The 22820-nt window shown below is 58.7% G+C and carries 22 protein-coding genes and 2 tRNA genes; 8 read left to right on the plus strand and 16 right to left on the minus strand.

Annotation, left to right across the window (positions count from 1 at the left end):
* The first annotated feature begins 662 nt into the window (after positions 1 to 662).
* Positions 663 to 4442, plus strand: a complete 3780-nt coding sequence (locus tag LAQ73_RS12690; protein WP_224268648.1) for an Eco57I restriction-modification methylase domain-containing protein — start codon at positions 663 to 665, stop codon at positions 4440 to 4442.
* A 368-nt stretch (positions 4443 to 4810) separates the two neighbouring features.
* Here LAQ73_RS12690 and LAQ73_RS12695 read toward each other — a convergent pair whose 3' ends face one another.
* The 7 genes from LAQ73_RS12695 to LAQ73_RS12725 all read right to left on the minus strand — a co-directional run bounded on the left by LAQ73_RS12695 (position 4811) and on the right by LAQ73_RS12725 (position 12049).
* Entirely contained in the window at positions 4811 to 5428 is a 618-nt protein-coding gene (locus tag LAQ73_RS12695) for a hypothetical protein (RefSeq protein ID WP_224268649.1), read from the minus strand.
* A 343-nt stretch (positions 5429 to 5771) separates the two neighbouring features.
* Positions 5772 to 6296, minus strand: coding sequence for a hypothetical protein (locus tag LAQ73_RS12700; protein WP_224268650.1), 525 nt, complete (start codon positions 6294 to 6296; stop codon positions 5772 to 5774).
* Positions 6297 to 6301: 5 nt separating this feature from the next.
* Positions 6302 to 7414: a tyrosine-type recombinase/integrase gene (locus tag LAQ73_RS12705; RefSeq protein WP_224268651.1), complete on the minus strand. Its 1113-nt coding sequence runs from the start codon at positions 7412 to 7414 to the stop codon at positions 6302 to 6304.
* A 151-nt stretch (positions 7415 to 7565) separates the two neighbouring features.
* Positions 7566 to 7640: transfer RNA gene (locus LAQ73_RS12710), tRNA-Glu, on the minus strand.
* Positions 7641 to 7700: 60 nt separating this feature from the next.
* Positions 7701 to 9674 (minus strand): 3-hydroxyacyl-CoA dehydrogenase/enoyl-CoA hydratase family protein, encoded by a 1974-nt coding sequence (locus LAQ73_RS12715; RefSeq protein WP_224268652.1) that lies wholly within the window; start codon positions 9672 to 9674, stop codon positions 7701 to 7703.
* A 159-nt stretch (positions 9675 to 9833) separates the two neighbouring features.
* Positions 9834 to 10427 (minus strand): DNA-3-methyladenine glycosylase family protein, encoded by a 594-nt coding sequence (locus tag LAQ73_RS12720; RefSeq protein ID WP_224268653.1) that lies wholly within the window; start codon positions 10425 to 10427, stop codon positions 9834 to 9836.
* Positions 10428 to 10687: 260 nt separating this feature from the next.
* Positions 10688 to 12049, minus strand: coding sequence for a putative ATP-dependent zinc protease (locus LAQ73_RS12725; RefSeq protein ID WP_224268654.1), 1362 nt, complete (start codon positions 12047 to 12049; stop codon positions 10688 to 10690).
* A 183-nt stretch (positions 12050 to 12232) separates the two neighbouring features.
* On the opposite strand from LAQ73_RS12725, the gene LAQ73_RS12730 reads away from it, so the two are divergent.
* The 6 genes from LAQ73_RS12730 to LAQ73_RS12755 all read left to right on the plus strand — a co-directional run bounded on the left by LAQ73_RS12730 (position 12233) and on the right by LAQ73_RS12755 (position 17484).
* The gene (locus LAQ73_RS12730; RefSeq protein ID WP_224268655.1) at positions 12233 to 13258 is read left to right on the plus strand and encodes a succinylglutamate desuccinylase/aspartoacylase family protein; all 1026 of its coding nucleotides are present in this window, start codon (positions 12233 to 12235) and stop codon (positions 13256 to 13258) included.
* 141 nt (positions 13259 to 13399) lie between these two features.
* Positions 13400 to 13792, plus strand: coding sequence for a succinate dehydrogenase, cytochrome b556 subunit (sdhC, locus tag LAQ73_RS12735; RefSeq protein ID WP_224268656.1), 393 nt, complete (start codon positions 13400 to 13402; stop codon positions 13790 to 13792).
* Between the two features lies 1 nt (position 13793).
* On the plus strand, positions 13794 to 14165 hold the full coding sequence (locus LAQ73_RS12740; RefSeq protein ID WP_224268657.1) for a succinate dehydrogenase/fumarate reductase transmembrane subunit: 372 nt from the start codon (positions 13794 to 13796) through the stop codon (positions 14163 to 14165).
* A gap of 1 nt (position 14166) precedes the next feature.
* Entirely contained in the window at positions 14167 to 15063 is an 897-nt protein-coding gene (locus tag LAQ73_RS12745; protein ID WP_224268658.1) for a succinate dehydrogenase/fumarate reductase iron-sulfur subunit, read from the plus strand.
* A gap of 45 nt (positions 15064 to 15108) precedes the next feature.
* A complete protein-coding gene (locus LAQ73_RS12750) occupies positions 15109 to 17016 on the plus strand; it encodes an FAD-binding protein (RefSeq protein ID WP_224268659.1) in 1908 nt (635 codons plus the stop codon).
* Between the two features lie 243 nt (positions 17017 to 17259).
* Positions 17260 to 17484, plus strand: a complete 225-nt coding sequence (locus tag LAQ73_RS12755) for a TrmB family transcriptional regulator (RefSeq protein ID WP_224268660.1) — start codon at positions 17260 to 17262, stop codon at positions 17482 to 17484.
* 5 nt (positions 17485 to 17489) lie between these two features.
* Here the strand turns inward: LAQ73_RS12755 and LAQ73_RS12760 are convergent, their stop codons facing one another.
* From LAQ73_RS12760 to LAQ73_RS12775, 4 genes are all read right to left on the minus strand, one after another.
* The gene (locus LAQ73_RS12760) at positions 17490 to 17648 is read right to left on the minus strand and encodes a DUF7563 family protein (protein WP_224268661.1); all 159 of its coding nucleotides are present in this window, start codon (positions 17646 to 17648) and stop codon (positions 17490 to 17492) included.
* Positions 17649 to 17831: 183 nt separating this feature from the next.
* Entirely contained in the window at positions 17832 to 18455 is a 624-nt protein-coding gene (locus tag LAQ73_RS12765; RefSeq protein ID WP_224268662.1) for a hypothetical protein, read from the minus strand.
* Between the two features lie 270 nt (positions 18456 to 18725).
* Positions 18726 to 19403 carry a class I SAM-dependent methyltransferase gene (locus tag LAQ73_RS12770; protein WP_224268663.1) on the minus strand — a complete coding sequence of 226 codons (678 nt, stop codon included), beginning with the start codon at positions 19401 to 19403 and terminating at the stop codon, positions 18726 to 18728.
* Between the two features lie 140 nt (positions 19404 to 19543).
* Positions 19544 to 19738, minus strand: coding sequence for a cold-shock protein (locus LAQ73_RS12775; protein WP_224268664.1), 195 nt, complete (start codon positions 19736 to 19738; stop codon positions 19544 to 19546).
* Positions 19739 to 20202: 464 nt separating this feature from the next.
* Here LAQ73_RS12775 and LAQ73_RS12780 point away from each other — a divergent pair, with 464 nt between their 5' ends.
* Positions 20203 to 20454, plus strand: coding sequence for a hypothetical protein (locus LAQ73_RS12780; RefSeq protein ID WP_224268665.1), 252 nt, complete (start codon positions 20203 to 20205; stop codon positions 20452 to 20454).
* A gap of 61 nt (positions 20455 to 20515) precedes the next feature.
* On the opposite strand, the gene LAQ73_RS12785 is transcribed toward LAQ73_RS12780, so the two are convergent.
* The 5 genes from LAQ73_RS12785 to LAQ73_RS12805 all read right to left on the minus strand — a co-directional run bounded on the left by LAQ73_RS12785 (position 20516) and on the right by LAQ73_RS12805 (position 22715).
* Complete coding sequence (locus LAQ73_RS12785; protein ID WP_224268666.1) at positions 20516 to 20695, minus strand: glycine zipper domain-containing protein; 180 nt, start codon at positions 20693 to 20695, stop codon at positions 20516 to 20518.
* Positions 20696 to 20974: 279 nt separating this feature from the next.
* Positions 20975 to 21436 carry a response regulator gene (locus LAQ73_RS12790; RefSeq protein ID WP_224268667.1) on the minus strand — a complete coding sequence of 154 codons (462 nt, stop codon included), beginning with the start codon at positions 21434 to 21436 and terminating at the stop codon, positions 20975 to 20977.
* Between the two features lie 159 nt (positions 21437 to 21595).
* Complete coding sequence (locus LAQ73_RS12795) at positions 21596 to 21901, minus strand: HalOD1 output domain-containing protein (RefSeq protein WP_224268668.1); 306 nt, start codon at positions 21899 to 21901, stop codon at positions 21596 to 21598.
* Between the two features lie 271 nt (positions 21902 to 22172).
* Positions 22173 to 22246 (minus strand) — tRNA-Thr (locus LAQ73_RS12800).
* Between the two features lie 10 nt (positions 22247 to 22256).
* Entirely contained in the window at positions 22257 to 22715 is a 459-nt protein-coding gene (locus LAQ73_RS12805) for a GNAT family N-acetyltransferase (RefSeq protein WP_224270760.1), read from the minus strand.
* Positions 22716 to 22820: the final 105 nt, after the last annotated feature.

Below are 22820 nucleotides of genomic sequence, written 5' to 3' on the forward strand. Positions count from 1 at the left end.
GTCTTCTCAGAGACGTACTATTAGCTGTGGTTAGGAATTGAACATACGTCCAATTTACAGGGCAGAGGGCATGTTTCAGCTCTCAATGATATTCCGTCTCTCTCGGATTCTCTGAGACACTCTCAGTGATTCGTAGACGGATTTGATGGGAAAGAATGACGGGAGACCCAGACTCGACGTAAAAATCGAATAGCAAGCCTCCTGTGGCTATCAGAATCAATCACGAGGTAGTAAGTCTCCCCCACAATCCGTACTCCCCGAGTATTTCCCCCACTCCGGGTGGATGACCTCCGACTATACAGGATATACAGTAGAGTATCTACAGACTGGCAAAATCAGATGGTTCAATACATCGAGGGGTATGTTAACCAAATAGTTTGGTCTAAACGTTCAACAAATAGTAACAAGAAGTACTATTCAACACTACTATCTACTATACTGTATATACTATAGTAGTACACTGTAGTAGTGGTTGTGAGATTGATGTTGGGAGCGGTGCTCTCGATAGTTACTGGCGCTTATTGTCTACCTTCTGGTATCTTCTCAGGATACTGGACAAATGTCCAAAAATATCGAACAGTAGCTTACCGACGCTCGATGTGTTGAACCACGACCGGTAGCATACATGAAACGTTATACCGCATGATTGAGAGAGGCCGAATATGACCGACACGTCGGCATTCCTTGAAGCTCTCCATGGAATCGGTTCCCGAATAGATGGGGACATGAGCGAAAAGGACGTGGAGAACGCATTTCTGAACGAGAACTTCTATTCCCTCCTTGGTTACTCCGGTGCTGGTCACGACCTCCGGAGTGAGTGGACGCTTCCTGACAACAAACGACCAGATTACGTCACCCTCGATGCGAACGAGTCAGTAACCGCAATCTACGAGTTCAAAACGTCGGGTAAGCAACTCGGGAAGAAGCAAGAAGATCAATTGTTCCACTACGTAGACGAACTCAAGGCCGACTACGGGGTGCTGACCAACGGCGAGGAACTTCGCCTCTACTCTCGGGATGGACACGCTCGGATGCTTGCTGTATCTCTCTCAGAAGTAACAGGGAGCCATGCTTCCGACCTTAGTGCGGCACTCCAGAAGCCAGAGTGGGACATTACCAACCCATCGAGCGTCAACGACTACCTGAACCGCCTCGACGCGGTGGAACTCTCTGGAGAACTCGGACGCGAACACTTCTTCGACACATTCCGACTCGAACCCGACAGTCCGTTCGCAGACCTCGTGACTTCGATGGTCGATCTGCTCCGTGAACTCCGTGACGAGGACGAAGCGAAGTTCGTGAAGGGAGCCTACGACTTCTGGGAGGCGAGCTATGCATCGGAACCTGACGAAATTCCCGATTCATGGGACAGCTTCATCGACGGCGGAAAGCAGGAACTTCGGGACTTCATGTTCGCTCTCGAAAGTGGCCACGCACTTCTGGCCCGACTGCTTCTCGCAAAGGCGTCTCTCGACCACGAGTTCTTCCCCGATGACAGGGGCCTCGAACGTTACTTCAAGGAACTTGGCGGTTTCGACGGTACTGTCAGCCTCGATGCGTACCCCGTCGCGGCGAATGGGATGATAGAGGACATGCGGAACCAGCTGGTTGAGAGTCTGTTCGAGGACGACATTTTCATCTGGTGGAGTGACGGCTACGCGAAAGAGACAGCGAGTCTACATAAGAACCAGTTCAATCGCTTCCGCGACGTTGCGAAAGAGGGCACAGAGGTCAGTCGTGTTTCTCCCGCTACGCGTGAGCGGTTCAGCCGGGCTGTCGCACACGTCATCTTCTCCGTTCTGAAGTTCGACTTCTCGGCGGTCGAAGGCGACCCACTCGGTGATCTGTATCAGCGATACTTCGACCCTGAGACTCGCAAGGCGCTCGGGGAGTTCTACACGCCACAGGAGGTCGTGGACTACATCATGGACGGCGTCGGCTACGACATGGGCATCCACGATGAACGACTTATCGACCCTTCCTGCGGTTCTGGGACATTTCTCGTCGAAGCCGTGGAACGTTACATTGAGGACGTAGAGCGGTACAACGACGACCCAGACTGGGAAGAGCATCTGACGAGGCTCTGCACCCGTCCCCACATCGTTGGCCTCGACATTCACCCGTTCGCCGTCCTGATGGCCCAGATTCGGTTCATGGTCGCTATCCTCCCGAAGTACCGAGAGGCGAAACGGAGCAACGGGGACTTCACTATCCGACGTCTTCCGATTTTCCGGACGGACTCGCTTCGGAACGAACGTGAACTAAGTGGTATCGACCTCGGTGACGATGGTTCTGCTCAGGTGACGCTTGATGCGATGACTGAAGACAACCAAGACGTTCGTATCCCTGTTCCACTGCCGGTCGAAGTGGACGAAAACGAGGTCGATGTGTCCGAGTACGAAGACGGGTTCCTCGTGCAGAAAATTCGGATGCCATTGTTCAAAAACATTCGGCTGAATACTGGTGTTCGAAACTTCGGAGAATACTTTGCGGCCCTTCAGGGTGTCCTCGACGTAGCGAAGTGGTATCTCCACGAAGGGGAATGGGACTACAACGGCGGTCTGAAACAGGGTATCGACCGTTACACGACAAGAGAGTACGACGGTATTGAGGAGTTCTTCGTTCCGTACTTGGAGGAGATTCTCGAAACGGTACGCTATCTTCGTACCGAACACGGAGACGGGCGACTGTTCAAAATCTTCGAAGACACCGTTTTGTCACTTGTCGTAAAGAACTATATGAAATATGAATATATCGTTGGCAACCCACCCTATGTGAATCGTAGGTATATTCCGGATTCAAAGGACCAAATGTATCGAGAAATCTATGAAACGCCACATTGGCACTATGACCTCTACGTTTTGTTCGTTGAGCGGGGTCTGAATATGTTAACAGAAGATGGATCGCTCTCTTATATTATTTCGGATCAATTTATGACGAGAAGGTACGGTAAAAAGCTACGGAAGCATCTTAGCGAAAAGTCTCACATCAAAGAAATAATTGACTTTGGTGATACTGGCGTTTTTGAGGACGCTACAAACTATCCATGTATTCTAACATTGGGTCACGGAAAGACGACTAGCCCAGTACCTGTAGTGGTAGTTCACAAGCCGATCGAACTAGCTATGGAAACCGTTCGAGAAGTTGTGAATACAGAAGACTTCTCAAGCGATGACTACACTAGCTTCTACGTATCTCCATCAAACTTGTCTGAAAATATTTGGTCACTCATTCCTACAAACCTCTATTCGATTTTTGATAATATGAGAGAAAATGGTAAGAGACTTGATAGCGCCTCTGAGCCGATCTCTGGCGCTCGTATCGGTAAGGATGACGTCTTTATTGGTACTCAGACATCTGTTGACGGGTCCAACGAATTCGAGATGCAGAGTGGGGAGGTCGTAAAAATCGAAAATGAGATTCTTAAACCAATTGTAAAAGGAAAGGATGTGAGACGGTGGGAAGAAGCCTGGAAAGGCCGATATATGATTTATCCACTCAAGGATAATTCAGCAATTGATGAAAAAACACTACAGACAAAGTACCCACAGACACATGAACATTTCAAAAATCATGAAATTGAGCTTCGGGAACGAGTTTGGTTCGACCAGGGTCCAGTAGAACTACATGGCGAGTGGTACGCTCCAATGTACATCGACGATTACGACATCTACAGCAAAACTTGCATCTTGACACCAGCTCTTACTAACAAGATGAATTTTGCAAAGAATAGAAATGGGTCAATCTTTGTTGGCGGTACAGCAGGAGTGCTTGGAATTATACCCGACAGTTCAGTTTCAGAAGATGAACTACTCGGATATCTCAATTCCACACTTGTTGGTGCGTTCGTGAAAGCGTCAGCTCCAAGCAAAGCAAATGGTTACTATCAACTTAGCGAGGACCTTTTAAGACAGGTTCCAATACCTAAAAAAATTAGTGGTCTCTCAGATTATGTTGCCAAAATAAGAACTATAGTGAAAAAACATAACAACATTACGGATTTCCCCAGTTCATATATTAGTGGACAGAGTGGCGAAATCGACTACATTGATTATGAGTGGCAGACTCGTCGTTATCCGGTAAAAGCGAAAATTGAGGAACTTGATGATGGTCGCTTTGCAGTAACAGCGGGAATTTCCGACGAAATCACCGCTCCTCAGATGGACAAAGGTGACCGTGACGACCGCAAGCTCAGAGCGAAGTACGTTCACGCGGCTGTCAACGGACGGAACATGAAAAAGGGAGAAGAGATGAACATCCCAATCCCGAAGCGTACCGATGACGTGGAACAACTCATTGAGGCGTTAGAAGCCGACAAACAGACCGTCGAAGAGACGAGCATCGAAGACCTCGAAGCAGAGATTGACGACACAGTCTACGACCTGTTCAATCTCACCGAAGACGAACGCAACGTCATTGAGGATTACCTCGAAGTATTCTGACGTTCCGAGGGAGATTCAGGGTCGCAATACCCTACTCCGGAACGCCGGAAACCTCATCTATCTCTCTTTTTTTAGACAGAATTAAAAGTTGACTCCTAATTATGTTTAGATTTAAACCTTTTAGCTTGTCTGATTCACCGCATCGAGGCGTTTAGGAGGAAAAAGATTCGTAGAGGTTTGGAATTGTCGTTGAATACTCGATGTTTCTACTGTTCGATGATAGATTAGTAGTCCGTACTTGGCCCCCGCCTCGATGCAGTTGTCCATCCGAACGAACTTTGGCGTAGAAGCAGTCGTGTATATCCTCGTAATGCCGCTCCACCCTAACGTAATGCTAAGGGGTTTATATACCACCCTTTGTGGTGGCTTCATCGAGTGGTGGTTGGCGTCCAGTTCGGTTTTCGTTCGTCGAAGCCCTTCGGTGGGAGTCGCTCAGAGAACATCTGGTCGAACTGCCGACACACACGGTCGATATCGTGTTGTCGAAGTCCGAACTCAAGGGCGACCTGATTGAATATCTCGTCGGATTCGGCACAGTTGGGATGGTACTTCCTCTCGGCCGCATACGGCGTGTTCTCGTCACGGTGGACAACGTAGGCGCACGAACAGAACGCGACTAGCTCCAGCTTCTTGCCGAATTTTTCGGCATCTACGTTCGTTGCTCTCGCTTTCGCGCGGTCGATCTGGAGGGACGTGAGGTTCAGTCGTTCACCGATATTCTCTACGAGATACACTCTGAGCCGATACGTCTTCAGCTCTGAATGCTCCCACTTCGGTCCATTCTTCTCGCCACGATGAATCTCACCCAGCATCTTGAAGTACGACTCCTTGTCGAGCTTCAGGAAATCACTACTCCATCGTTGCCCACGAACATCCTTGGCGCGAAATAGAGTCGCCCAGTGCGGGTCTGGTTTCGTGAGTTGATTGTACGCATCACCGTCGATGCGCAATTCTCGCTTCGTCTCCTCTTCATCCTTCTCAGCCAACAATTGCTCGAAATCAGACTTTGGAGTCTCTGGAGCAACCTCAGGGGTGGCAGAATGCGAGTCAGAAGGTTCGGAGTGTAGTACAGGCTCAGTAGTGATATGTTCGACACTCATAGATGGAATGGACGCTACGGCAGTAGCTACTACTGGACGACATTGAGACTCAGAGTAGATTCCGCCGGAAAAGGTCCTCACTTTACTAGACGGGGTCCCGCTTCTTAATTCTGGCGTGTGAAGACTGTAGCATTGCCAATTCGACTTCTACACAACAGACTGCAACATAGCGACTATCGAAGAGAAAATCAAAAACTGAAGCCGTGTTCTGCCCTCTTCTACCCCCGGTCTATCGTATCGAGTCGTGCATCTTTCGGAGGTAATCGTGTAGTATCTCACTCAACCCCTCGATGAGTCCATTCTCGGATTCGTAATGTCGAAGCAATCCCTTGTCGTCGAACGCGCCCAATTCTTCGAACGTCCGAAGCCGGAAGTACCGACCTATCGAGGGGTCACGACTCTCGAAGTAATCGGCGTAGTCCATGAGGTCGAAATACGCGGCGTAGGGAAGCGGTCGAAGCCCAAAGTCCGCCACTTCAACGAACCCGTCAGTCACCGCCCCAATCTCCTGCTCGATGAGTCCGAGCATCTCTTCTTCTTCGGTGTCCATGTGGAGTTTCAGGAGTGCCGCAAGGAGTGGTGTTCCAGACGGAAATCCAGTTTCCTTGGGAGCGTTCTCGCGATACGCTGTACCGATTGTCTCATCGAGTATCCGCCCCTCGATGCGTTTTTTCTCGGCGTGCGACCCCGACAGGCCATACTCCACAATCAGCCGCTCAGTCTCGTCCACGTCGTGTAGGTAGTTCTCTGTCATCGTGTTCATCCCATCCGGTCAAGCGCGTTCCGTCGATCTTCTACCGGTGCTTGGTCGTACTTCATCGTCGTTTGCTCGCTCTTGTGTCGGAGTTGAGCCTTCGCCGCCGCAAGGTCACGTTCGTGGGTCATCGCAGTTCCCGTGGAATGACGAAGCGCATACCAGCTCATCTGCCGGTTCTCCGTCGGAATCCCAGCTATCTCGCAGAGCTTCACGAGAAGACGCCGAAGACTCTGTGTCTGGTATGGATTTCCCTCGCGGGTCAGCCACAATTCATCGGTATCGTCGTACTTCTCGTACCGTCCGCGCTCACTCAGCCACCGTTCGAGGGCATCGGCGGTACGGTCAGAGAGTGCAACGACCCAGTTCCCTTCGTTCTTCGCGGAGTCTTCCTTCGGGATACGGAGTACGCTGTTCTCCACATCGACCCACGATACTTTCGCACGCTCCACCTCGGTGGGTCGAAGCCCGCAGTCGAGACTCGCCCACGTGATCGAGGTGAACTTCCAACTGTTCGCTCGCTTCCAGTCGTCCGGTGTCACCTCTGACTTAGGCTTCCCGAACCGTTGTGCGAGGAGTGCTTTCCACTCGTCGCGGTCGCCCGGAGAGAGACTACTGTACGATGGTATGGAACCGTAGTCCAGCGCGGCTTCACGAACCTGTTTCCGCTCCTCGATGGTGAGAAACTCGCGTGGTCCAGCGTCAGTATTCGCGTTGCTGAAGGTACGCTCTGGCTCCCACAGGGTATCACCTTTCTCGTTAGAACGCCACTTGAACAGGCGCTTGAGAGCCTTCTGCGTGTTCGCCTTGTGGGTGGCTGAGTTATCCGAGTAGAGGAGTTCGGTCATGTAGGCGTCCGCGTGGTCGTGGGTGAACGCGACTGTGTAGCCGTCCTCCTGTTCTGTCCACACCTGCCGTGCGAACTGGTCGGTACGGTACGCCGTCGCTCGGATAGTGTCTCGTCCGTAGCCTTCTGCGAGGTCAGGATTCTTACCGAGATGGATGAGCCAACGAACGAACTCGATGCGGTGAGCCTCGTAGTCAACCACCTGCTTCTCTTTCAGTAATTCCCGACTTTTGTCCGTCACAAGCGGGAAATCTTCGGGGCTGAGACTCATCGGGAGTCTCCCGTTTCGTAAATTGAGCCTGACAGAAATGCTAATCGCTGTACGGCAGTGGGGTAGCTATTCGGTCGAATCGAATTGGCCTGTGGGGTGAACATAGTTTTGTCACTCCACGGCTGAAAACAGGCGGTAGAAGCCTTGAGGATGCTCGGTAGGGGATTTGAACCCCTGTCCTCGGCTCGAAAGGCCAAGATGATTGGCCGGACTACACCAACCGAGCGACGTTCTCAACTGTCGCCCAGAGGAGTTTAAAGATTCCGTTACGTGGCGAGTGTGCGTGTTATTTCCCCTCGAACTCCGGTTCGCGGTCGCTGGAAAAGGCCATGACGCCCTCCATCAGATCGTCGGTCGCAAACAGGATGCCGAACGCCTGCGCTTCGACCTCCAGACCGGCCTCGGTGTCCTCCCATCCGCGGTGCATCGCGCGTTTCGTGTAGCGTTGGGCGATGGGCGGCCCGCCGGCGAGCGACTGCGCGAGCTCCATCGCCTCGGCTTCGAGTTCGTCGTTCTCCACTACTCGGTTGACGAAGCCGTAGTCGGCCATCGTCTCGGCGTCGTAGCGCTCGGCGGTGAAGATGATCTCTTTAGCGCGACCGGTGCCGACGATACGCTGGAGGCGGACGGTGCCGCCCCATCCCGGGATGAGACCCAGGTTGTGCTCGGGTTGGCCGAGCTCGGAGCGCTCGGTGGCGATGCGGAGGTCCGCGCACGCGGCGAGTTCCATCCCGCCGCCGAGACAGAAGCCGTCGATGCCCACGACGACCGGTTTGTCGCAATTTTCGAGTTTGCCGAACGTCTTCTGCCCTTTACGGGAGAGCTCGACCGCAGGTATCGGGTCCGCGCCGCCGGCGGCCATGCTCGTCACGTCCGCGCCGGCGGAGAAGGCTCGGTCGCCCGCGCCGGTGAGCAGGATGGCGCGAACTTCGTCGTCGTCGCTCAGCGCGTCGATGGCGTCGGAGAGGTCGTCCATCAGGTCGCCGCTGATGGTGTTGAGGCGGTGCGGCCGGTCGAGGACCACGTGGGCGACAGCGCCCTCCATCTCGACGCGGAGGTTGTCGAACTCCAGCGTCCCCGACTTCTCGTCGTCACTGCCGTGGAACCCCTCGTCCGATTCGGCGAGTTCGCGGAGAGCGTCGACGACCTGGTAGCGCTCCGCGCCGGTTTCCTCGTGGAGTTCGTCCAGCGTCTCGACGAGCGTCTCGATGCCGGCGTCGTCGGCCATCTTCGCCGGGCCGTCGGGAAAGCCGCCGCCGAGCATCACCGCGCGGTCGATGGCATCGGCGTCGGCGACGTCGTTCTCGACGAGCGCCGCGACTTCGTTGGCCATCACGGCGAGCAGACGGCGCTTCACGTCCTCGCGCGCGGCGTCGGTCGGCACGTCGACGCCGCCGTTCTCGTAGTCGTAGAAGCCCTTGCCGGTCTTCTTCCCGAGGTTCTCGTTTTCGACCTTCTCCGCGAGGAGGGGACACGGTTCGTAGGCGTCGCCTAGCACTTCGTGCATGTACTCGAGCACGTGGTAGCCCACGTCGATGCCGACCTGGTCGGCGAGTTCGAAACTGCCCATCGGTAGGCCGATGTCGAACTTCGTCGTGCTGTCGACCTCCTCGACCGTGGCGACCTCATCGTGGACTATCCAGGCCGCCTCGTTCATCAGGGGGACGAGGATGCGGTTGACGATGAAGCCGGGACTGTCCTTGCGGACGCGGACCGGCGTCTTGCCCATCGACTCGGCGAGTTCATCGACGAGGTCCATCGTCTCGTCGGCGGTGTGCGTGCCGGAGATGACCTCGACCAGCGGCATCCGAACGGGGGGGTTGAAGAAGTGCATCCCGCAGAACTGCTCTGGGCGCTCCGTGACTTCCGAGAGTTCGGTGATAGAGAGACTCGACGTGTTCGTCGCGAAGACGGTCCGATCGGGGGCCTTCTCCTCCAGTTCCCCGTACACGTCCTTCTTTATCTCCATCTTCTCGGGCACCGCTTCGACGACCACGTCGGCGTCGGCGACGGCCTCGCCGAGGTCGACGACCGGCGTGACGCGGTCGATCGCGGCGTCGGCCTCCTCCTCGCTCAGCTGGTCCTTCTCGGCCAGTTTGCCGAGGCTCCACTCGATCTGGTCGTAGCCGTTCTGGACGAACTCCTCGTTGATGTCGCGCAGTACTACGTCGTAGCCGGCGAGCGCCGCGACCTCCGCGATGCCGTGGCCCATGTTCCCCGCACCGAGAACCGTGATACTGTTGACGTCATCCAGGTCCATGGCCGAACCCTCGGCTGCCGTCAGTTTCAACGTTTCCCTCGTGCATTCGGACAACTCGAATTTAGTTTATTTATATGGTTCGTGAGGGATTTTGGAGCGCCGAACGTGCCTCTCGTACAGAGAACCCTCGGTTCGGCGAGTCGGTCGACGCGCGCGTCCTCACGAATCGGACTCGTACTCGGCCCAGATGTACTTCGTCGCGACCGAGCGGAACGGCCGCCACTGCTCCGCGATTTCGCGCATCTCCTCGCGAGTCATCTCCTCACCGTCGGCGTACAGCAGTTCGATGCCCCGCCGGACCGCGAGGTCCCCGAGCGGCAAGACGTCGTCTCGGTCGAGGACGAACAGGAGGAACATCTGCGCGGTCCACTCCCCGACACCTTTGATTTCGGTGAGTAGGTCGACGACCTGCGCGTCGGTGTATCCCGCGAGCGCCTCTCTCGTGAAGTCGTTCTGCTGGAACGCACGGGCGGCGTTCCGCAGATACTCGGTCTTCATTCGGGAGAGTCCGGCATCGCGGAGCGCCTCCTCGTCCGCGCTGAGTACCGCTTCCGGCGTGATTTCGTCGTCCAGCAGGTCGAACACTCGACTCCTGACGGCGGCGGCGCTCGCCGTCGAGAGCTGCTGGTTGATGATGGAGATGCAGAGACGTTCGTACTCGGTCCAGCTCGGTTCGGAGTAGGGGTCGTGCCTGTCGACGAGCTCCGCCATCACTGGGTCTCGTCGGAGCACGGACTCGGCCTCGTCTGTCATACTGTGAACGATGTGATTCAGGGAGTGCGAAGGGAAATGCGTCTCGGTCGGAGCCCCGGGTCGCGTCTCGGCGCAGTGACGCGGTTCTCGCGTCGATGCCCGCTCGCGGTCAGCCGGGAGCGACGAAATGGGGAGACGGTGAAACGAAGAGACGAAGCGAGAGGCGGAGACTCCCCCAGAACCGAGAGAACCGGAAACAGTGAAAAGAGGAAACGAGGAACCCGCGGGGAAACGCGCCGCGACGCCGACGGCCGAGTCGGTTACTCCAGATACTCCTCTTCGCGTTCGAGGTCGTCTTTGGCCTCGACGTCGGCGCGGCGGCGAACGTCGACGCGGTAGTGTTCGAGGATATCGCGGCCCAACAGAAGTGGATAGTCCATGTGGCTGCGGTCCTCGACGCTCGCGGTCACCGTGTGCTGCGTACCGCCGATACCGATGACGAGGTCGACGACCGGGCGGGCCTTCCCGCGCTTCATGCTCCCGGATTTGACGCGCGTCATACTCTTGATGGGGCCCGCGCCGATTTCGGCGGCCAGCGAGGTGTCGATACTCGTCCGCGTCGCACCCGTGTCGGACTTTGCGAGCGTCTGCGACGACCCGCTGGTCCCGCTGACGACTACATCTTCGATGTAGCCGATCATCGGCACTTCCTCGTTCTCCGGCGGTTCGATGCGCGGCATCGACGACGGCCGCGAGTCGTCGAGCGTCGCCGACAGTTCCTCGACGCGTTCGTCGTCGACGTCGCCGCCGACGCGCTCGATAGCCAGCTGTGCGATGTACGGCGCGGGGCTCTTGCCGGTCGCCTTGTACAGCCCTTTGAACCCGGCCGTCGGGTTCACCTCGAGGACGTACCAGCCGTCGTTGCCTTCGACGAGGTCGACGCCCGCGTAGTCGAGGCCGATCACCTCCGCGGCGTACAACGCGGTTTCGGCGGCCTCCTTCGGCATCGTCTCGGTCGCGTTCTGCACGTCACCGCCGAGGGCGACGTTCGTTCGCCAGTCGCCCTCCGGCGCGTAGCGGTGCATCGCGCCGACGATCTGCTCGCCGACGACGTAGACGCGCAGGTCGCGGTGTCGGTCGCTGTCGCGTTCGATGAGCTCCTGCAGGAACGCCTGTCGGTTGCCGACCTTCGGGTTGACCGGCTCGGTGAGGTCGACTTTCCACGTGCCGCCGCCGTGGGTGCCGATGGCGGTCTTGTAAACGCCGACGTCGCCGAACTTCTGTCGGTCCTGGTTCAGCCGGTCGTTCGAGAGCGCGAGCAGCGCGTTCGGCACCTGGATGTTCCAGTCGGCCAGCGTCGCCGCCGTCGCGAACTTGTGGATGGCGGTCAGCACCGCCCCGGGTTCGTTCAGCATCGGCCGGACGCGGTTGAACGTCGCCGCCAGCCCGAGTCCCTCTGCGGGTTCCTCGGTGTTCGAGAGTAGCAAGCGGTTCGCGATGATGTCGACGCCCGGTTCGATCGACACCTCGCTGTCCTCGATGCTCATCGCGGTGTTCTCGCGACGGAGCCACACCGGTTCGTGACCGAGGTCCTCGACTGCGTTCAGAATCGCTTTCGTCTCCTTGCTGGTGTGAAGCGAGAGAACACCGACGCGAACAGCCTCGTCATCTGAAAGAGCCATATGAACGAATATACCGAATGCAGTTTCAAAGGTATGCCGGTCCAAAACACTGTGTGCGACGGCGAGAGTCGGGCTACGTCGCTTCGGGACGAGCGGCTCGCCGAGGCGCGGTCGAACTTCGCCCGAGCGAACGGCCGACGGTTCGGTAGTGTCTCTTATATAGGCTCCTGCCACAGAGACAGTATGAGCGACGATTCGGCCTTCACGTACAACGGAGGAAAGGTCGATCCGGGCGAAACGCAGAACCTCCGATACAGCGTGAGCGAGACGTATCTCGGCGACCCGGTACGCATTCCGGTCACCATCGTCAACGGCGAGCGCGACGGACCCACGGTGTTTCTCTCGGCGGCGGCGCACGGCGACGAACTGAACGGCATCGAGGTCGTGCGAACCGTCGCCCACGGATGGGACCACTCAGAGCTCTGCGGGACGCTCGTCTGCATGCCGGTACTGAACGTGCCGGGCTTTCTCGCCCAGCAGCGGTACCTACCGATTCTCGACCGCGACCTGAACCGCTCGTTCCCGGGGTCGGAGAGCTCCACGAGCGCGAAGCGGATGGCGTACCACATCTTCCACAACTTCATCGCGCCGTGTGACTTCGGCCTCGATTTCCACACCTCGACCCGAGGCCGGACGAACATGCTCCACGCCCGCGGCAACCTCGCCGACGAGGAGGTGAACCGCCTCGCTCGCGCGTTCGGGTCGAACGTCATCCTCGACAGCGAGGGGCCGGACGGGTCGCTGCGCGGGGAGGCGACGCGCGCGGGTGTCCCGACGATCACGCTGGAGATGGGCGAGGCCCACCGGTTCCAGCGCGGCCTCATCGACGAGGCGTTAGCGGGCGTTGAGAGCGTCTTCGCCGAGGTCGGTCTCAGCGCGACGGACACCGTCCGCTGGCCCGGCTGGCGGACGGTCATCACGGGCGACCGCGAGAAGACCTGGATCCGCGCCGACGTCGGCGGCATCGTCGACATGCACTACTCGCGGGGCGCGCTCGTCCACGAGGGCGACCGCGTCTGCACCATCACGAACCCGTTTCTCGACGACAACGTCGCCGTCGAAGCGCCGTTTACCGGGTTGCTCGTCGGCATCTTGGAGAACCCGGTCGTCTATCCGGGCAACCCCATCTGCCACCTCGTCGAACTGAGCACGTCGACGCGGCGGGTGCTCGAACGCGAGCAGTCGCCCGCGGCGGAGGCCGAGACCTAACGCGCCGGGCAGGGGCTCTCGCCATTGTTGAAGAAATACTTCAGTTCGGAATAGAAAGCGGCAAAGCAGGCGAGCGCACCCGGTTGGGCGCGCGGATACACGTAACTTCTATAGCACCCCGGTTCCGAGACACATGGGAGTATGAGTCAATCGTACAATCGAGGCCTCGTGGAGGACTTCGGCCGTTGGCGGGAGTTCTCGGCTGGCATGTGGGCCTGGATTTTCCACAAGTTCACCGGGTGGGTGTTGGTGGGCTACCTGTTCACCCATATCGCCGTCCTCTCGACGGCGCTGACGACTCCACAGGCGTACACCAACACCATCCAGGGGCTGGAAGCACTCGCCGTCGTGCGCATTCTCGAAGTCGGGCTGCTCGCGGTGGCGGTGTTCCACATCCTCAACGGGCTTCGGCTACTGTTCGTCGACCTCGGCGTCGGACTGGAAGCACAGGACAAGAGTTTCTACGCGTCGCTGGTACTGACGGGCGCGATCGTCGTCGCCAGTATCCCGACGTTCGTCGCGGGGGCGTTCTGAGATGGCGGAGCGTTACTCCTCGTTCGAGCGCGGCGGCCGGCGGTGGCTGTGGCAGCGCATCACGGCGGCGTTTCTCGTCGTCGTGCTCGCGTTCCACTTCTTCCTGCTCCACTTCGTCAACCACGCCGCCGAAGTGACGTTCGCCGCGAGTCAGGCGCGGATGGAGACGCTGACGTACTTCTCGTTGATGATCCTGTTTCTCGTCACCGCGACGTTCCACGGCGTCAACGGCGTCTACAACGCACTCGTCAACCAAGGGCTGACTGGCACGAGACTGAGCGTCGTGAAGTGGACGCTCGTCGTCGCCAGCGCAGTTCTCATCATTCAAGGCGTCCGGACCGCCCTCGCGTGGGCCGGAGGCATCCCACTCTAACATGAGCACGCAAGTACCCGAAACACAGGAAGCCGACGAATCGGAGGCGGAGACCCAGGCGGAGTCGGTCCCCGTCGCACAGCAGCAGCGCCAACAGCGGAAGACCGACCGCCGCGAGCGCGTCGCCGAACGCGAACGCGAGCGGACCGAAGAGGAGACCGCGAGCGACGAGAGTCGCTACCACCTGAAGGTGTTCCGCTACGACCCCGAAGTCGAGGGGAAGCAGGAACCGCGGTTCGACGAGTTCCACGTCCCCTACCACAAGGGGATGACCGTCCTCGACGCGCTCATCTACGCGCGGGACCACTTCGACTCCTCGCTGACGTTCCGACACTCCTGCCGACAGGCCATCTGTGGCTCCGACGCGATGTTCGTCAACGGGAGCCAGCGGCTCTGCTGTAAGACGCAGCTCTCGGACCTCGAAGAGCCGGTCCGCGTCGAACCGCTGCCGCACCAGGAGGTCGTCAAGGATCTAGTCGTCGACATGGAGCACTTCTACGACCAGATGAAGGCGGTCGAGCCGTACTTCCAGACGAACGACCTGCCCGACGGCGAACTCGACGAGCAGCGTCAAAGCCGCGAGAACCGCGAGAAAGTGAAGATGTCGACGCGCTGCATCTGGTGTGGCGCGTGCATGTCTTCGTGCAACATCGCGGCCGGCGACAACAAGTTTCTCGGCCCCGCGGCCATCAACAAAGCGTACCGCTTTGCGATGGACGAACGCGAGGGCTCGGACATGAAGGAGCATCGCATGCGCATCCTCGAACAGGAACACGGCGTCTGGCGCTGTCAGACACAGTTCTCCTGTACCGACGTGTGCCCGAAAGACATCCCGCTGACGGCGCACATCCAGGAACTCAAGCGAGAGGCCGTCAAGAACAACCTGAAGTTCTGGTAGTGAACCTCGAGTTCACCCAGTCTTAACAACGCTCAAAAATCAGATATGTACGAACACGACGTAATCGTAGTCGGCGCGGGCGGCGCCGGCCTGCGCGCCGCTATCGCGGCGCAGGAAGAGGGGGCGGACGTGGCCATCGTCTCGAAACTCCACCCCGTACGCAGTCACACCGGCGCGGCAGAGGGCGGCATCAACGCCGCGCTCCGCGAGGGCGACTCGTGGGAAGACCACGCGTACGACACGATGAAGGGGTCGGACTACCTCGGCGACGCGCCGGCCATCGAAACGCTCTGTAAGGACAGCCCGAAGGAGACGATCCAACTCGAACACTGGGGGATGGCGTTCTCCCGCGACGACGACGGCCGCGTCAGTCAGCGACCGTTCGGCGGCCTCTCGTTCCCGCGGACGACGTACGCGGGCGCGGAGACGGGCCACCAGTTGCTCCACACGATGTACGAGCAGCTCGTCAAGCGCGGCATCAAGGTGTACGACGAGTGGTACGTGCTCAATCTCGCCGTCTCCGACGAGGAGGTGCCCGAAGACCGCAGCTGCCACGGTATCGTCGCCTACGACATCCAGTCGGGCGAGGTGTCGGGCTTCCGCGCCCGCAACGGTGTCATCCTCGCGACGGGCGGCCCCGGTCAGGTGTACGACCACACGACCAACGCCGTCGCCAACACCGGCGACGGGGTGGCGATGGCGTACCGCGCGGGCGTCCCGATGGAGGACATGGAGTTCATCCAGTTCCACCCGACGACGCTGCCGTCGACGGGCGTCCTCATCACCGAGGGGGTCCGCGGCGAGGGCGGCATCCTCTACAACGAGAACGGCGAGCGCCTGATGTTCGAGTACGGCTACGCGAACAACGCCGGCGAGCTCGCCTCCCGCGACGTGGTGTCGCGCGCCGAGTTGACCGAAATCAACGCCGGCCGCGGTATCGAGGACGAGTACGTCCACCTCGACATGCGTCACCTCGGCGAGGGGCGCATCATCGACCGTCTCGAGAACATCGTCCACCTCTCGGAGGACTTCGAAGGCGTCGACCCGCTCGAAGAGCCGATGCCGGTCAAACCCGGCCAGCACTACGCGATGGGCGGCGTCGAGACCGACGAGAACGGTGAGACGTGCATCACCGGCCTCTACGCGGCCGGCGAGTGCGCCTGCGCCTCCGTTCACGGGTCGAACCGCCTCGGCGGCAACGCGCTGCCGGAGCTCATCGTCTTCGGCCGACGCGCGGGCGCGCACGCCGCGGGCAAGGACCTCGGCACGGCGAAGATTACGACCGGCAAGCGCGGCGAGTGGGAAGCGGGCGAAGTCGACACTCCCGTCGCGCCCGGCGAAGTGCGCTCCTCGAACGAGGACGCCGTCGCCGACGGCGGGAAAGCGCCCGACGCCGGTGAGCCGAGCGACGCGAAGCGAGCCTCGTCACGAGCGGAGCGAAGCGATGGCGGAGCGGTAGCGACCACGGGCGACGAGATCGTCACCCGCGCCGTCGAAGCCGAGAACCGACGCATCGAGCGTCTCATGACCAAGAACGAGGGCGTTCAGCACGCCGAGATCCGTTCGGAGGTCCAGAAGTCGATGACGCGACACGTCAACGTCTTCCGCGAGAAGGAAGGGCTGAAACAGGCGCTGCGTGACCTCAGAGAGGCTCGCGAGCGCTACACCGACGTGTACGTCAACGACCCCTCGCGGACGTACAACACCGACCTCATCCAGACCATCGAGACGCGCAACATCCTCGACCTCGCGGAGGCGATCACGCTCGGCGCGCTCGCGCGCGAGGAGTTCCGCGGCGCACACTGGCGCAAGGAACACCAGGAGCGCGACGACGAAACGTGGCTGAAGCACACGATGCTGTCGTGGAACGACGGGTCGCCGGAACTGTGGTACAAGCCGGTCATCCTCGAAGGCGAGGACAAGACGTACGAGCCGAAGATCCGCAGCTACTGAACCGAAGTAGTCCGTTTTTCCGACGCCGGATCGACGACGAACAATTGTGAAAATCCCGACAATTCACGACGACAGTCGAAAGCATACCGGCTGAAGGCATCGCCTACGGGTGGGTCGAAAGGGTGTTCAACCTTACAGTAATCCTTCGAGACGCGCCGAAACGCCGGTTTTCTGAGTTCGCGGCTGTTTCGACGACTGTCGTAGAGAGATTTTATTATTGTCGAACTCATGGAGTCGGACAAGATGATTTCGCAGACGAGTCAACAGACGACCGTTCCCGATACACTCCGTTCGCCGCGCGCAAAACTCGTGTATCTGTACCTCTCGACGCACGGAGACGCCTCCGTTTCGGAACTACAGGAGAGTCTCGCAATGACGAAACTCACTCTCTACAGTATTCTTCGGACGCTTCAGGGGGAGGGGTTGGTCGGCCGCGACGCCGGCTCGGACCGCTACTCGCTGGTCTAACCGTACTATCGGTTTCTCGGAGCGCGCGCTTTTCTGACGGTCGCGCCGTCTCTCACCAGGTCGTCACAGCGCGGACAGACCCGCGGGTTCTCCACTTCGTCGGGCGTAAAGACGCGGACGTACGCTCGGGTGACGAACGCCCCGCAGTTCGCACATTCAGGCATATCGATACGTTTCGAGAGTAGCCATATATAAAATTTACCGGACTCAGAGCAACGCCAGCAGAACGCCGAGAAGAATCAGGGCTAACAGAAGCGATACGACGCCGAGGAAGAACCGGTCTGCACTGTCCATCGTACCGAGAGTGGACACCGTTTCGACATAAACGTTCGCCGGCCGATGAACGTTCACGGCTCTCGGTCGAACCCGCGAACCGACGCTTCCACAGAAAGCACGGCCGCCAGCACCAACAGGCAGACGGCGAACACCAGTGCGAGGACCGAGACGTCGACGACGGAGACGCCCAGACCAGCTTGGGCGAAGGGATTCCCTCCGCCGACAGCGACGTATCCCTTGACGGCGTTGACGCCGCCGAACCCGAGCAACACGAAAGCGTGGACCATCGCCGTCGCAAAGCCGCCGGTGAAAAAGCCGAGCAACGAGCAGACGGCCTCGGCGTTGAGCACCTCGCGCGCCTGCGTCTCGTTCATCGTCCGCCCGAGTCGAAGTCGCCAGACGCCGACCGCGGCGTGACCGAGGCCCGTCAGCGCGACGAGCGAGACGCCGACCAGGCCCACGAACGCGACTTTTGGCGTCGCGAAACCGATGCTCTCGGGCAGATACGCTCGTCGAACCGGCTCCGGCAGAACCGCGAGCGCCGGATACAGCGCCGCAAGCGAGAACAGCAGATAGCTCTGCCACGTGAGTTTCCGAGCGAGTGACTGCCGAAAGAGGCTGTGTCGCTCCGCTTGCAGTCGCTCGTAGGCGGACTCGCCCACGAGCGCGTCAGCAATCGGATCCTCGACGGACACGCTGGTGGCTCTTCGCTCACAGTATTTGTATCTAACGCCGACACGGACGAGTGACGGGGTCGTCCCCTCGTCGAGAGCGGAGCGTGACGTTCGTTCGCAATCGTCGTGCGTCCGTCTGACGTAGATATATAACCCCTCCTCGTTCATCTATCATTGCGCAGTACTCTACTGCACACCACAACGTCGCGGGGCACCGCGACATCTGACACACCTTCTCGGAAACGCCTCGGTTCAGAGCTTCTGCCCTCGACGTGTTCTACGCCCTCTCTGCTATCGGGCGTCGTCCGACCGCCGGAACAGCCGAAGCGTGTCGTTGCCGAGTCGCTTTGACGCCGTTTCGGTGAATCCGCGAGCGGAGAAGATTCGACTCCAGCGACGGTAGTACAGCGGAACCGCGTCGTCGACGTAGTTCACCTCGGGCGTCTCCGCGTCCGCCTCTCGTCTCTCCGAGTTCGTCTCTTGGCTCTCGTCGGAGTTGACGTCGACATCGCCCTCGATCTCGACGGTGAGGAGGTGGTCGGCGGTGATGCGCGCCAGTTCGTCGAACACCCACTCGTTGTCGGGGTGGATGTGCTGGAGCGTCTCTACGGAGTAGACGACGTCGAACGCGTCGTCGTCGAACTCCGAGACGACGTTCTCGATGGCGTCGATGTAGAACGTCCCCGCGGCGGCGAGGTCGGGATACGCCTGGCGCATCACCGTCGTCGCCTCCTCGTTGACGTCGATGCCGTGGAGGTTTCGGTATCCGTGGTTGTGCAGGTGAGCGAGATGCCGACCCGAACTACAGCCCAGTTCTAGAACCGATAGGTCCACCTCCGAGTCGGAGGTGCGGTCGACGTACCGACGAATCGCCTCGCTGTTCTCGTCGGGACCGTAGTGCGCGTAGTAGTCCGGGGAGAACTCGCCGGAGCGCTTGGCCCACCGCTGACGGAGTTCGTCGGGAGTCATAGCTAAGGGAGAACGGCCGCGCGCGGTTAAGTGTCGGGTTTCCCTCGACAGTGACCGATGGCGCTCGAAGCGAGGCACGCTGGAGTCACCGCTAAAAATGAAATCGGTAGTCGAGAATCGGTACTGCTGCTGCGTCGAGATTACAGTCGGGTGACGTTCGTCGCGCGCGGGCCCTTCGGGGCCTGCTCGATGTCGAACTCCACTTCCTGTCCCTCTTCGAGGTCCGGACCGCCGACGTCTTCCATGTGGAAGAACACGTCTTCGTCCGCATCCTCGCTCTCGATGAATCCGTAACCGCCGGTGTCGTTGAAAAAGTCGACCGTACCTTTCGCCATTGCATCTAGTCTAACTCGCTACCCACTCATAACCCTTTTGAGCGAATCGGGGGCACGAGTCAGTGTTTCGACTGGTTCGAGGCCCTCGGGCGGGTGTCGTGAGTACATGTTCGTAGCCCGGTCAGCTGCCGTTGAATCCTGTGAGTTGGCCGCCAGTTCTATGTTTCAGTGACGGCTACTTTCACCCGTGGCGTAATCGACGAACGATTCTCCGGGGGTCCTGAATCGAAAACAGTCGGGAGTGCTGTTCGTCTTGCTGGGAATCGCCGGGTTGTCGGTGCTCGGAGCTCTCGGAGACGGCGGCGCACGCACGGTGGCTGGTATCGTCGCCGGAAGCGTGTTCACGCTCATCGGTGTCGGCGTCTTTTTGACGCGATTCCGAGTTGGGCCGAGCCGATGACTTACGGCGAGCAGTAAATTCGGGGGAGAAAGTGTTACAGAGTTCGTTGTCCGAATCGAGTACAGTGGGGATTGTCGTGGTTTTCCTCGTTTCAATCGGGAATATCGGACTCGCGGTGTTCTGGCGGTCGCGACTTCCGAGTGAACGGGTGTATCTGCTCATCAGTGGGGCTGCCGGGCTTTCGTATCTTTACGTCGTCTACACCGAGTGGAGCACATCTGCGGTGTATCTCTCGATGACACTGTTCTCCGCAATCATCCTCTGCGTCCTCCACTTGGGTTACAGAAGATATCTGAACTACGCGAAAGGGTACTGACGACAGACTCTACTGACGTCGCGTCTCGGTGGTAGAGGACTTATTTCACGAGCGAAGTCGTCTACTCCGACTCTCTCCGCGACTGGTTCGCATCGAACGCGACGCCGAACACGACACCGAGCGCGATGCCGATAGCCAGTTGGTCCATCGAAACGCCGAGGGCGACACCGAGCGTCAGTCCGAGTGCCATCCCTGCGCCGGTGTCTCGCTTCGAGCCGTTTTCTTCACTCGTCGGGGCCATCGCTGTCAGTTCTTCGGATTTCGATATAGCGTTGTCGGTCAGCCGGATTCCCGCGTTCGAGCAACGAGATTTGAGCCGCGGTCACCACTCTTCTTGAGATGACTGTTGGTTACCAGTGACCATAACGTCACGTCGACATAGGTTTTTGGGTCGCTGTGTATGCGTTGAGGGGCAGGGGGCTGAATCGAAGGATGAGACGTCGGAGAGGGTTGAGTTGGCTACGTTGATACCTTCAAGGAGTGGTCGGTACGAGCAGTCGTACTGAATACAACGTACTTCTCAATCAAGATCTGTCTCAGTCGGCAACCGCATGATCGAGAGCCAAAACCGCTCTAATTCCAGTATCATGTCGATAAACTCGGTGGGATCGACCGGCTTCGTAAGGTACCCGTTCGCACATAGCTCGTAGGACTGGACGATGTCGATTTCGGCTTCCGAACTCGTGAGGACGATAATCGGGATGTGCCGCCGGTCAGAGTCCCCGTGGAGCTCTTCGAGCACCTCGTCTCCGTTCTTTCGAGGGAGGTTGAGATCTAACAGCACGAGGTCGGGCCGAGGTGCGTCGGCGTAGTCGTTTCGTTGAAAGAGGAAATCGAGGGCGTCGACGCCGTCGTTGACGACGTGGAGTGTATTTTTGATCATCCCGTCTTTGAACGCCTCTTTCGTGAGACGGACGTCGCCAGGATTATCCTCGACGAGGAGAATGTCGACCGGCTTGGTACTTCTCTGCTCACTTGTCATCTAATCACCTGATGGACGTTGACAAAACACTCGGTGGGCACGGCGAACTGCTCCTCCCTGTGGGCCTCGGTCGCGTCGAACACCTTCTCAAACTCACCAATCATCGTTCTCTGAAATGAACAGTCTGTACATTCCCGGTTGGAACACGACATCAGAACGTTATCTCTTCGAATCTGCGTTCCCGTCGACGGAGACTATGCCACCGCTACTGACGGTCACCTCGTAGCCGTTGTTGGGAAAGTCGATCTGGAGGGAAGGGTTGCTACGTTCAGTTGTTTCGACAAGCGTGTCCAGAGCCTCTGGATCAATGGTCTCATAGAGCGGGTCAAGTTCCGCCTGATCGGCTTCTTCGAGAGCGGCAATCCTCTCAACAACTGCCTGGCTTGGTGTGACAGTCTCCAGTTTTGTGTTCATGTTGGGAGCTATGCTCATTGATTGATCGTATAGAGAGGCACCGTCTTCCACTAAATATTCGAGGAAGCTTATCTTTTCGAATCTATATAATGTAAAATTTGATACCTTAGCGGTTGTAAGTTATCCAGTTCTTGTGCAAAGAGCCCGAAACACGGATGGTTCTGAACTGCTGTTGTCGGTGCCCTAGAAGTCGTCGAGCGTCACGATGTCTCTGCGAAGCGCGTGCGGTTGAGTGCCTCGAAGCACGCCTCCAGGTGTCCGTGAGGGTGTACGCGACCTTTGATACAGTAGAGTTAAATCAGGTTTCGGACCTGAACTGCCAAGCCAGGAGTGGGATTTGAACCCACGAAGTCTCGATTACAAGTCGAGTGCATGAACCGCCCATGCTCTCCTGGCGCGCCGTCAGTTACCGGTCCGTCGGGTCGTTATTATCGTTTTCGACACGCTTCTCCAACTCGACGCGATGGAGACGGTAGCCGCGGCGCTCGTACAGTCGGCGAGCGGCCTCGTTGTCAGCCATCGCGTCGAGGCGGACCACGCACGCACCGGCGTCGGCGAGAGCGCTCTCGGCGGCGTCCAACAGCGCACTCCCGACGCCCTCGTTTCGGTACGCCGGCTCGACGTAGACGTTCTGAATCGTGCCGCGAGAGACGTCCTGCTCGTAACCGTCGGCTTCCGGTTCGAACATCACGAAGCCGACGATCTCGGGGTCGCGGGCGACGAGTAAGCCGCCGATGACGATGTGGCGCGTAATCGCGTCGTAAATCTTCTCGCGGTTCGCGTCGGCGCAGAGGTGCGACCCGAACTCGCGTTGTCCGGCCGCAAGCGCCACCCACAGCTCCGCGATACGGGCTGCCTCGGCCATCTCCGGGTGCTCTATCTGGACGCTCACGTGGGTTCGTCTCCGTCTCGGCGCGCGGAATCGTCTCCGTTCGTCTCGATAACATATTTTCAACGGCGACCATCATAG

Source organism: Haloprofundus salinisoli, from assembly GCF_020097815.1.
In the GTDB taxonomy this organism is placed as follows: domain Archaea; phylum Halobacteriota; class Halobacteria; order Halobacteriales; family Haloferacaceae; genus Haloprofundus; species Haloprofundus salinisoli.

What these genes read in the sequence shown, in the direction of transcription:
- LAQ73_RS12720 (WP_224268653.1), bottom strand. Translation starts at nt 10,427, where the DNA reads ATGACAGACGAGGCCGAGTCCGTGCTCCGACGAGACCCAGTGATGGCG.
- LAQ73_RS12690 (WP_224268648.1), top strand. Translation starts at nt 663, where the DNA reads ATGACCGACACGTCGGCATTCCTTGAAGCTCTCCATGGAATCGGTTCC.
- LAQ73_RS12740 (WP_224268657.1), top strand. Translation starts at nt 13,794, where the DNA reads ATGGCGGAGCGTTACTCCTCGTTCGAGCGCGGCGGCCGGCGGTGGCTG.
- LAQ73_RS12785 (WP_224268666.1), bottom strand. Translation starts at nt 20,695, where the DNA reads ATGGCCCCGACGAGTGAAGAAAACGGCTCGAAGCGAGACACCGGCGCA.
- LAQ73_RS12725 (WP_224268654.1), bottom strand. Translation starts at nt 12,049, where the DNA reads ATGGCTCTTTCAGATGACGAGGCTGTTCGCGTCGGTGTTCTCTCGCTT.
- LAQ73_RS12745 (WP_224268658.1), top strand. Translation starts at nt 14,167, where the DNA reads ATGAGCACGCAAGTACCCGAAACACAGGAAGCCGACGAATCGGAGGCG.
- LAQ73_RS12770 (WP_224268663.1), bottom strand. Translation starts at nt 19,403, where the DNA reads ATGACTCCCGACGAACTCCGTCAGCGGTGGGCCAAGCGCTCCGGCGAG.
- LAQ73_RS12700 (WP_224268650.1), bottom strand. Translation starts at nt 6,296, where the DNA reads ATGACAGAGAACTACCTACACGACGTGGACGAGACTGAGCGGCTGATT.
- LAQ73_RS12755 (WP_224268660.1), top strand. Translation starts at nt 17,260, where the DNA reads ATGATTTCGCAGACGAGTCAACAGACGACCGTTCCCGATACACTCCGT.
- LAQ73_RS12705 (WP_224268651.1), bottom strand. Translation starts at nt 7,414, where the DNA reads ATGAGTCTCAGCCCCGAAGATTTCCCGCTTGTGACGGACAAAAGTCGG.
- LAQ73_RS12760 (WP_224268661.1), bottom strand. Translation starts at nt 17,648, where the DNA reads ATGCCTGAATGTGCGAACTGCGGGGCGTTCGTCACCCGAGCGTACGTC.
- LAQ73_RS12715 (WP_224268652.1), bottom strand. Translation starts at nt 9,674, where the DNA reads ATGGACCTGGATGACGTCAACAGTATCACGGTTCTCGGTGCGGGGAAC.
- LAQ73_RS12750 (WP_224268659.1), top strand. Translation starts at nt 15,109, where the DNA reads ATGTACGAACACGACGTAATCGTAGTCGGCGCGGGCGGCGCCGGCCTG.
- LAQ73_RS12790 (WP_224268667.1), bottom strand. Translation starts at nt 21,436, where the DNA reads ATGACAAGTGAGCAGAGAAGTACCAAGCCGGTCGACATTCTCCTCGTC.
- LAQ73_RS12730 (WP_224268655.1), top strand. Translation starts at nt 12,233, where the DNA reads ATGAGCGACGATTCGGCCTTCACGTACAACGGAGGAAAGGTCGATCCG.
- LAQ73_RS12775 (WP_224268664.1), bottom strand. Translation starts at nt 19,738, where the DNA reads ATGGCGAAAGGTACGGTCGACTTTTTCAACGACACCGGCGGTTACGGA.
- sdhC (WP_224268656.1), top strand. Translation starts at nt 13,400, where the DNA reads ATGAGTCAATCGTACAATCGAGGCCTCGTGGAGGACTTCGGCCGTTGG.
- LAQ73_RS12805 (WP_224270760.1), bottom strand. Translation starts at nt 22,715, where the DNA reads ATGGCCGAGGCAGCCCGTATCGCGGAGCTGTGGGTGGCGCTTGCGGCC.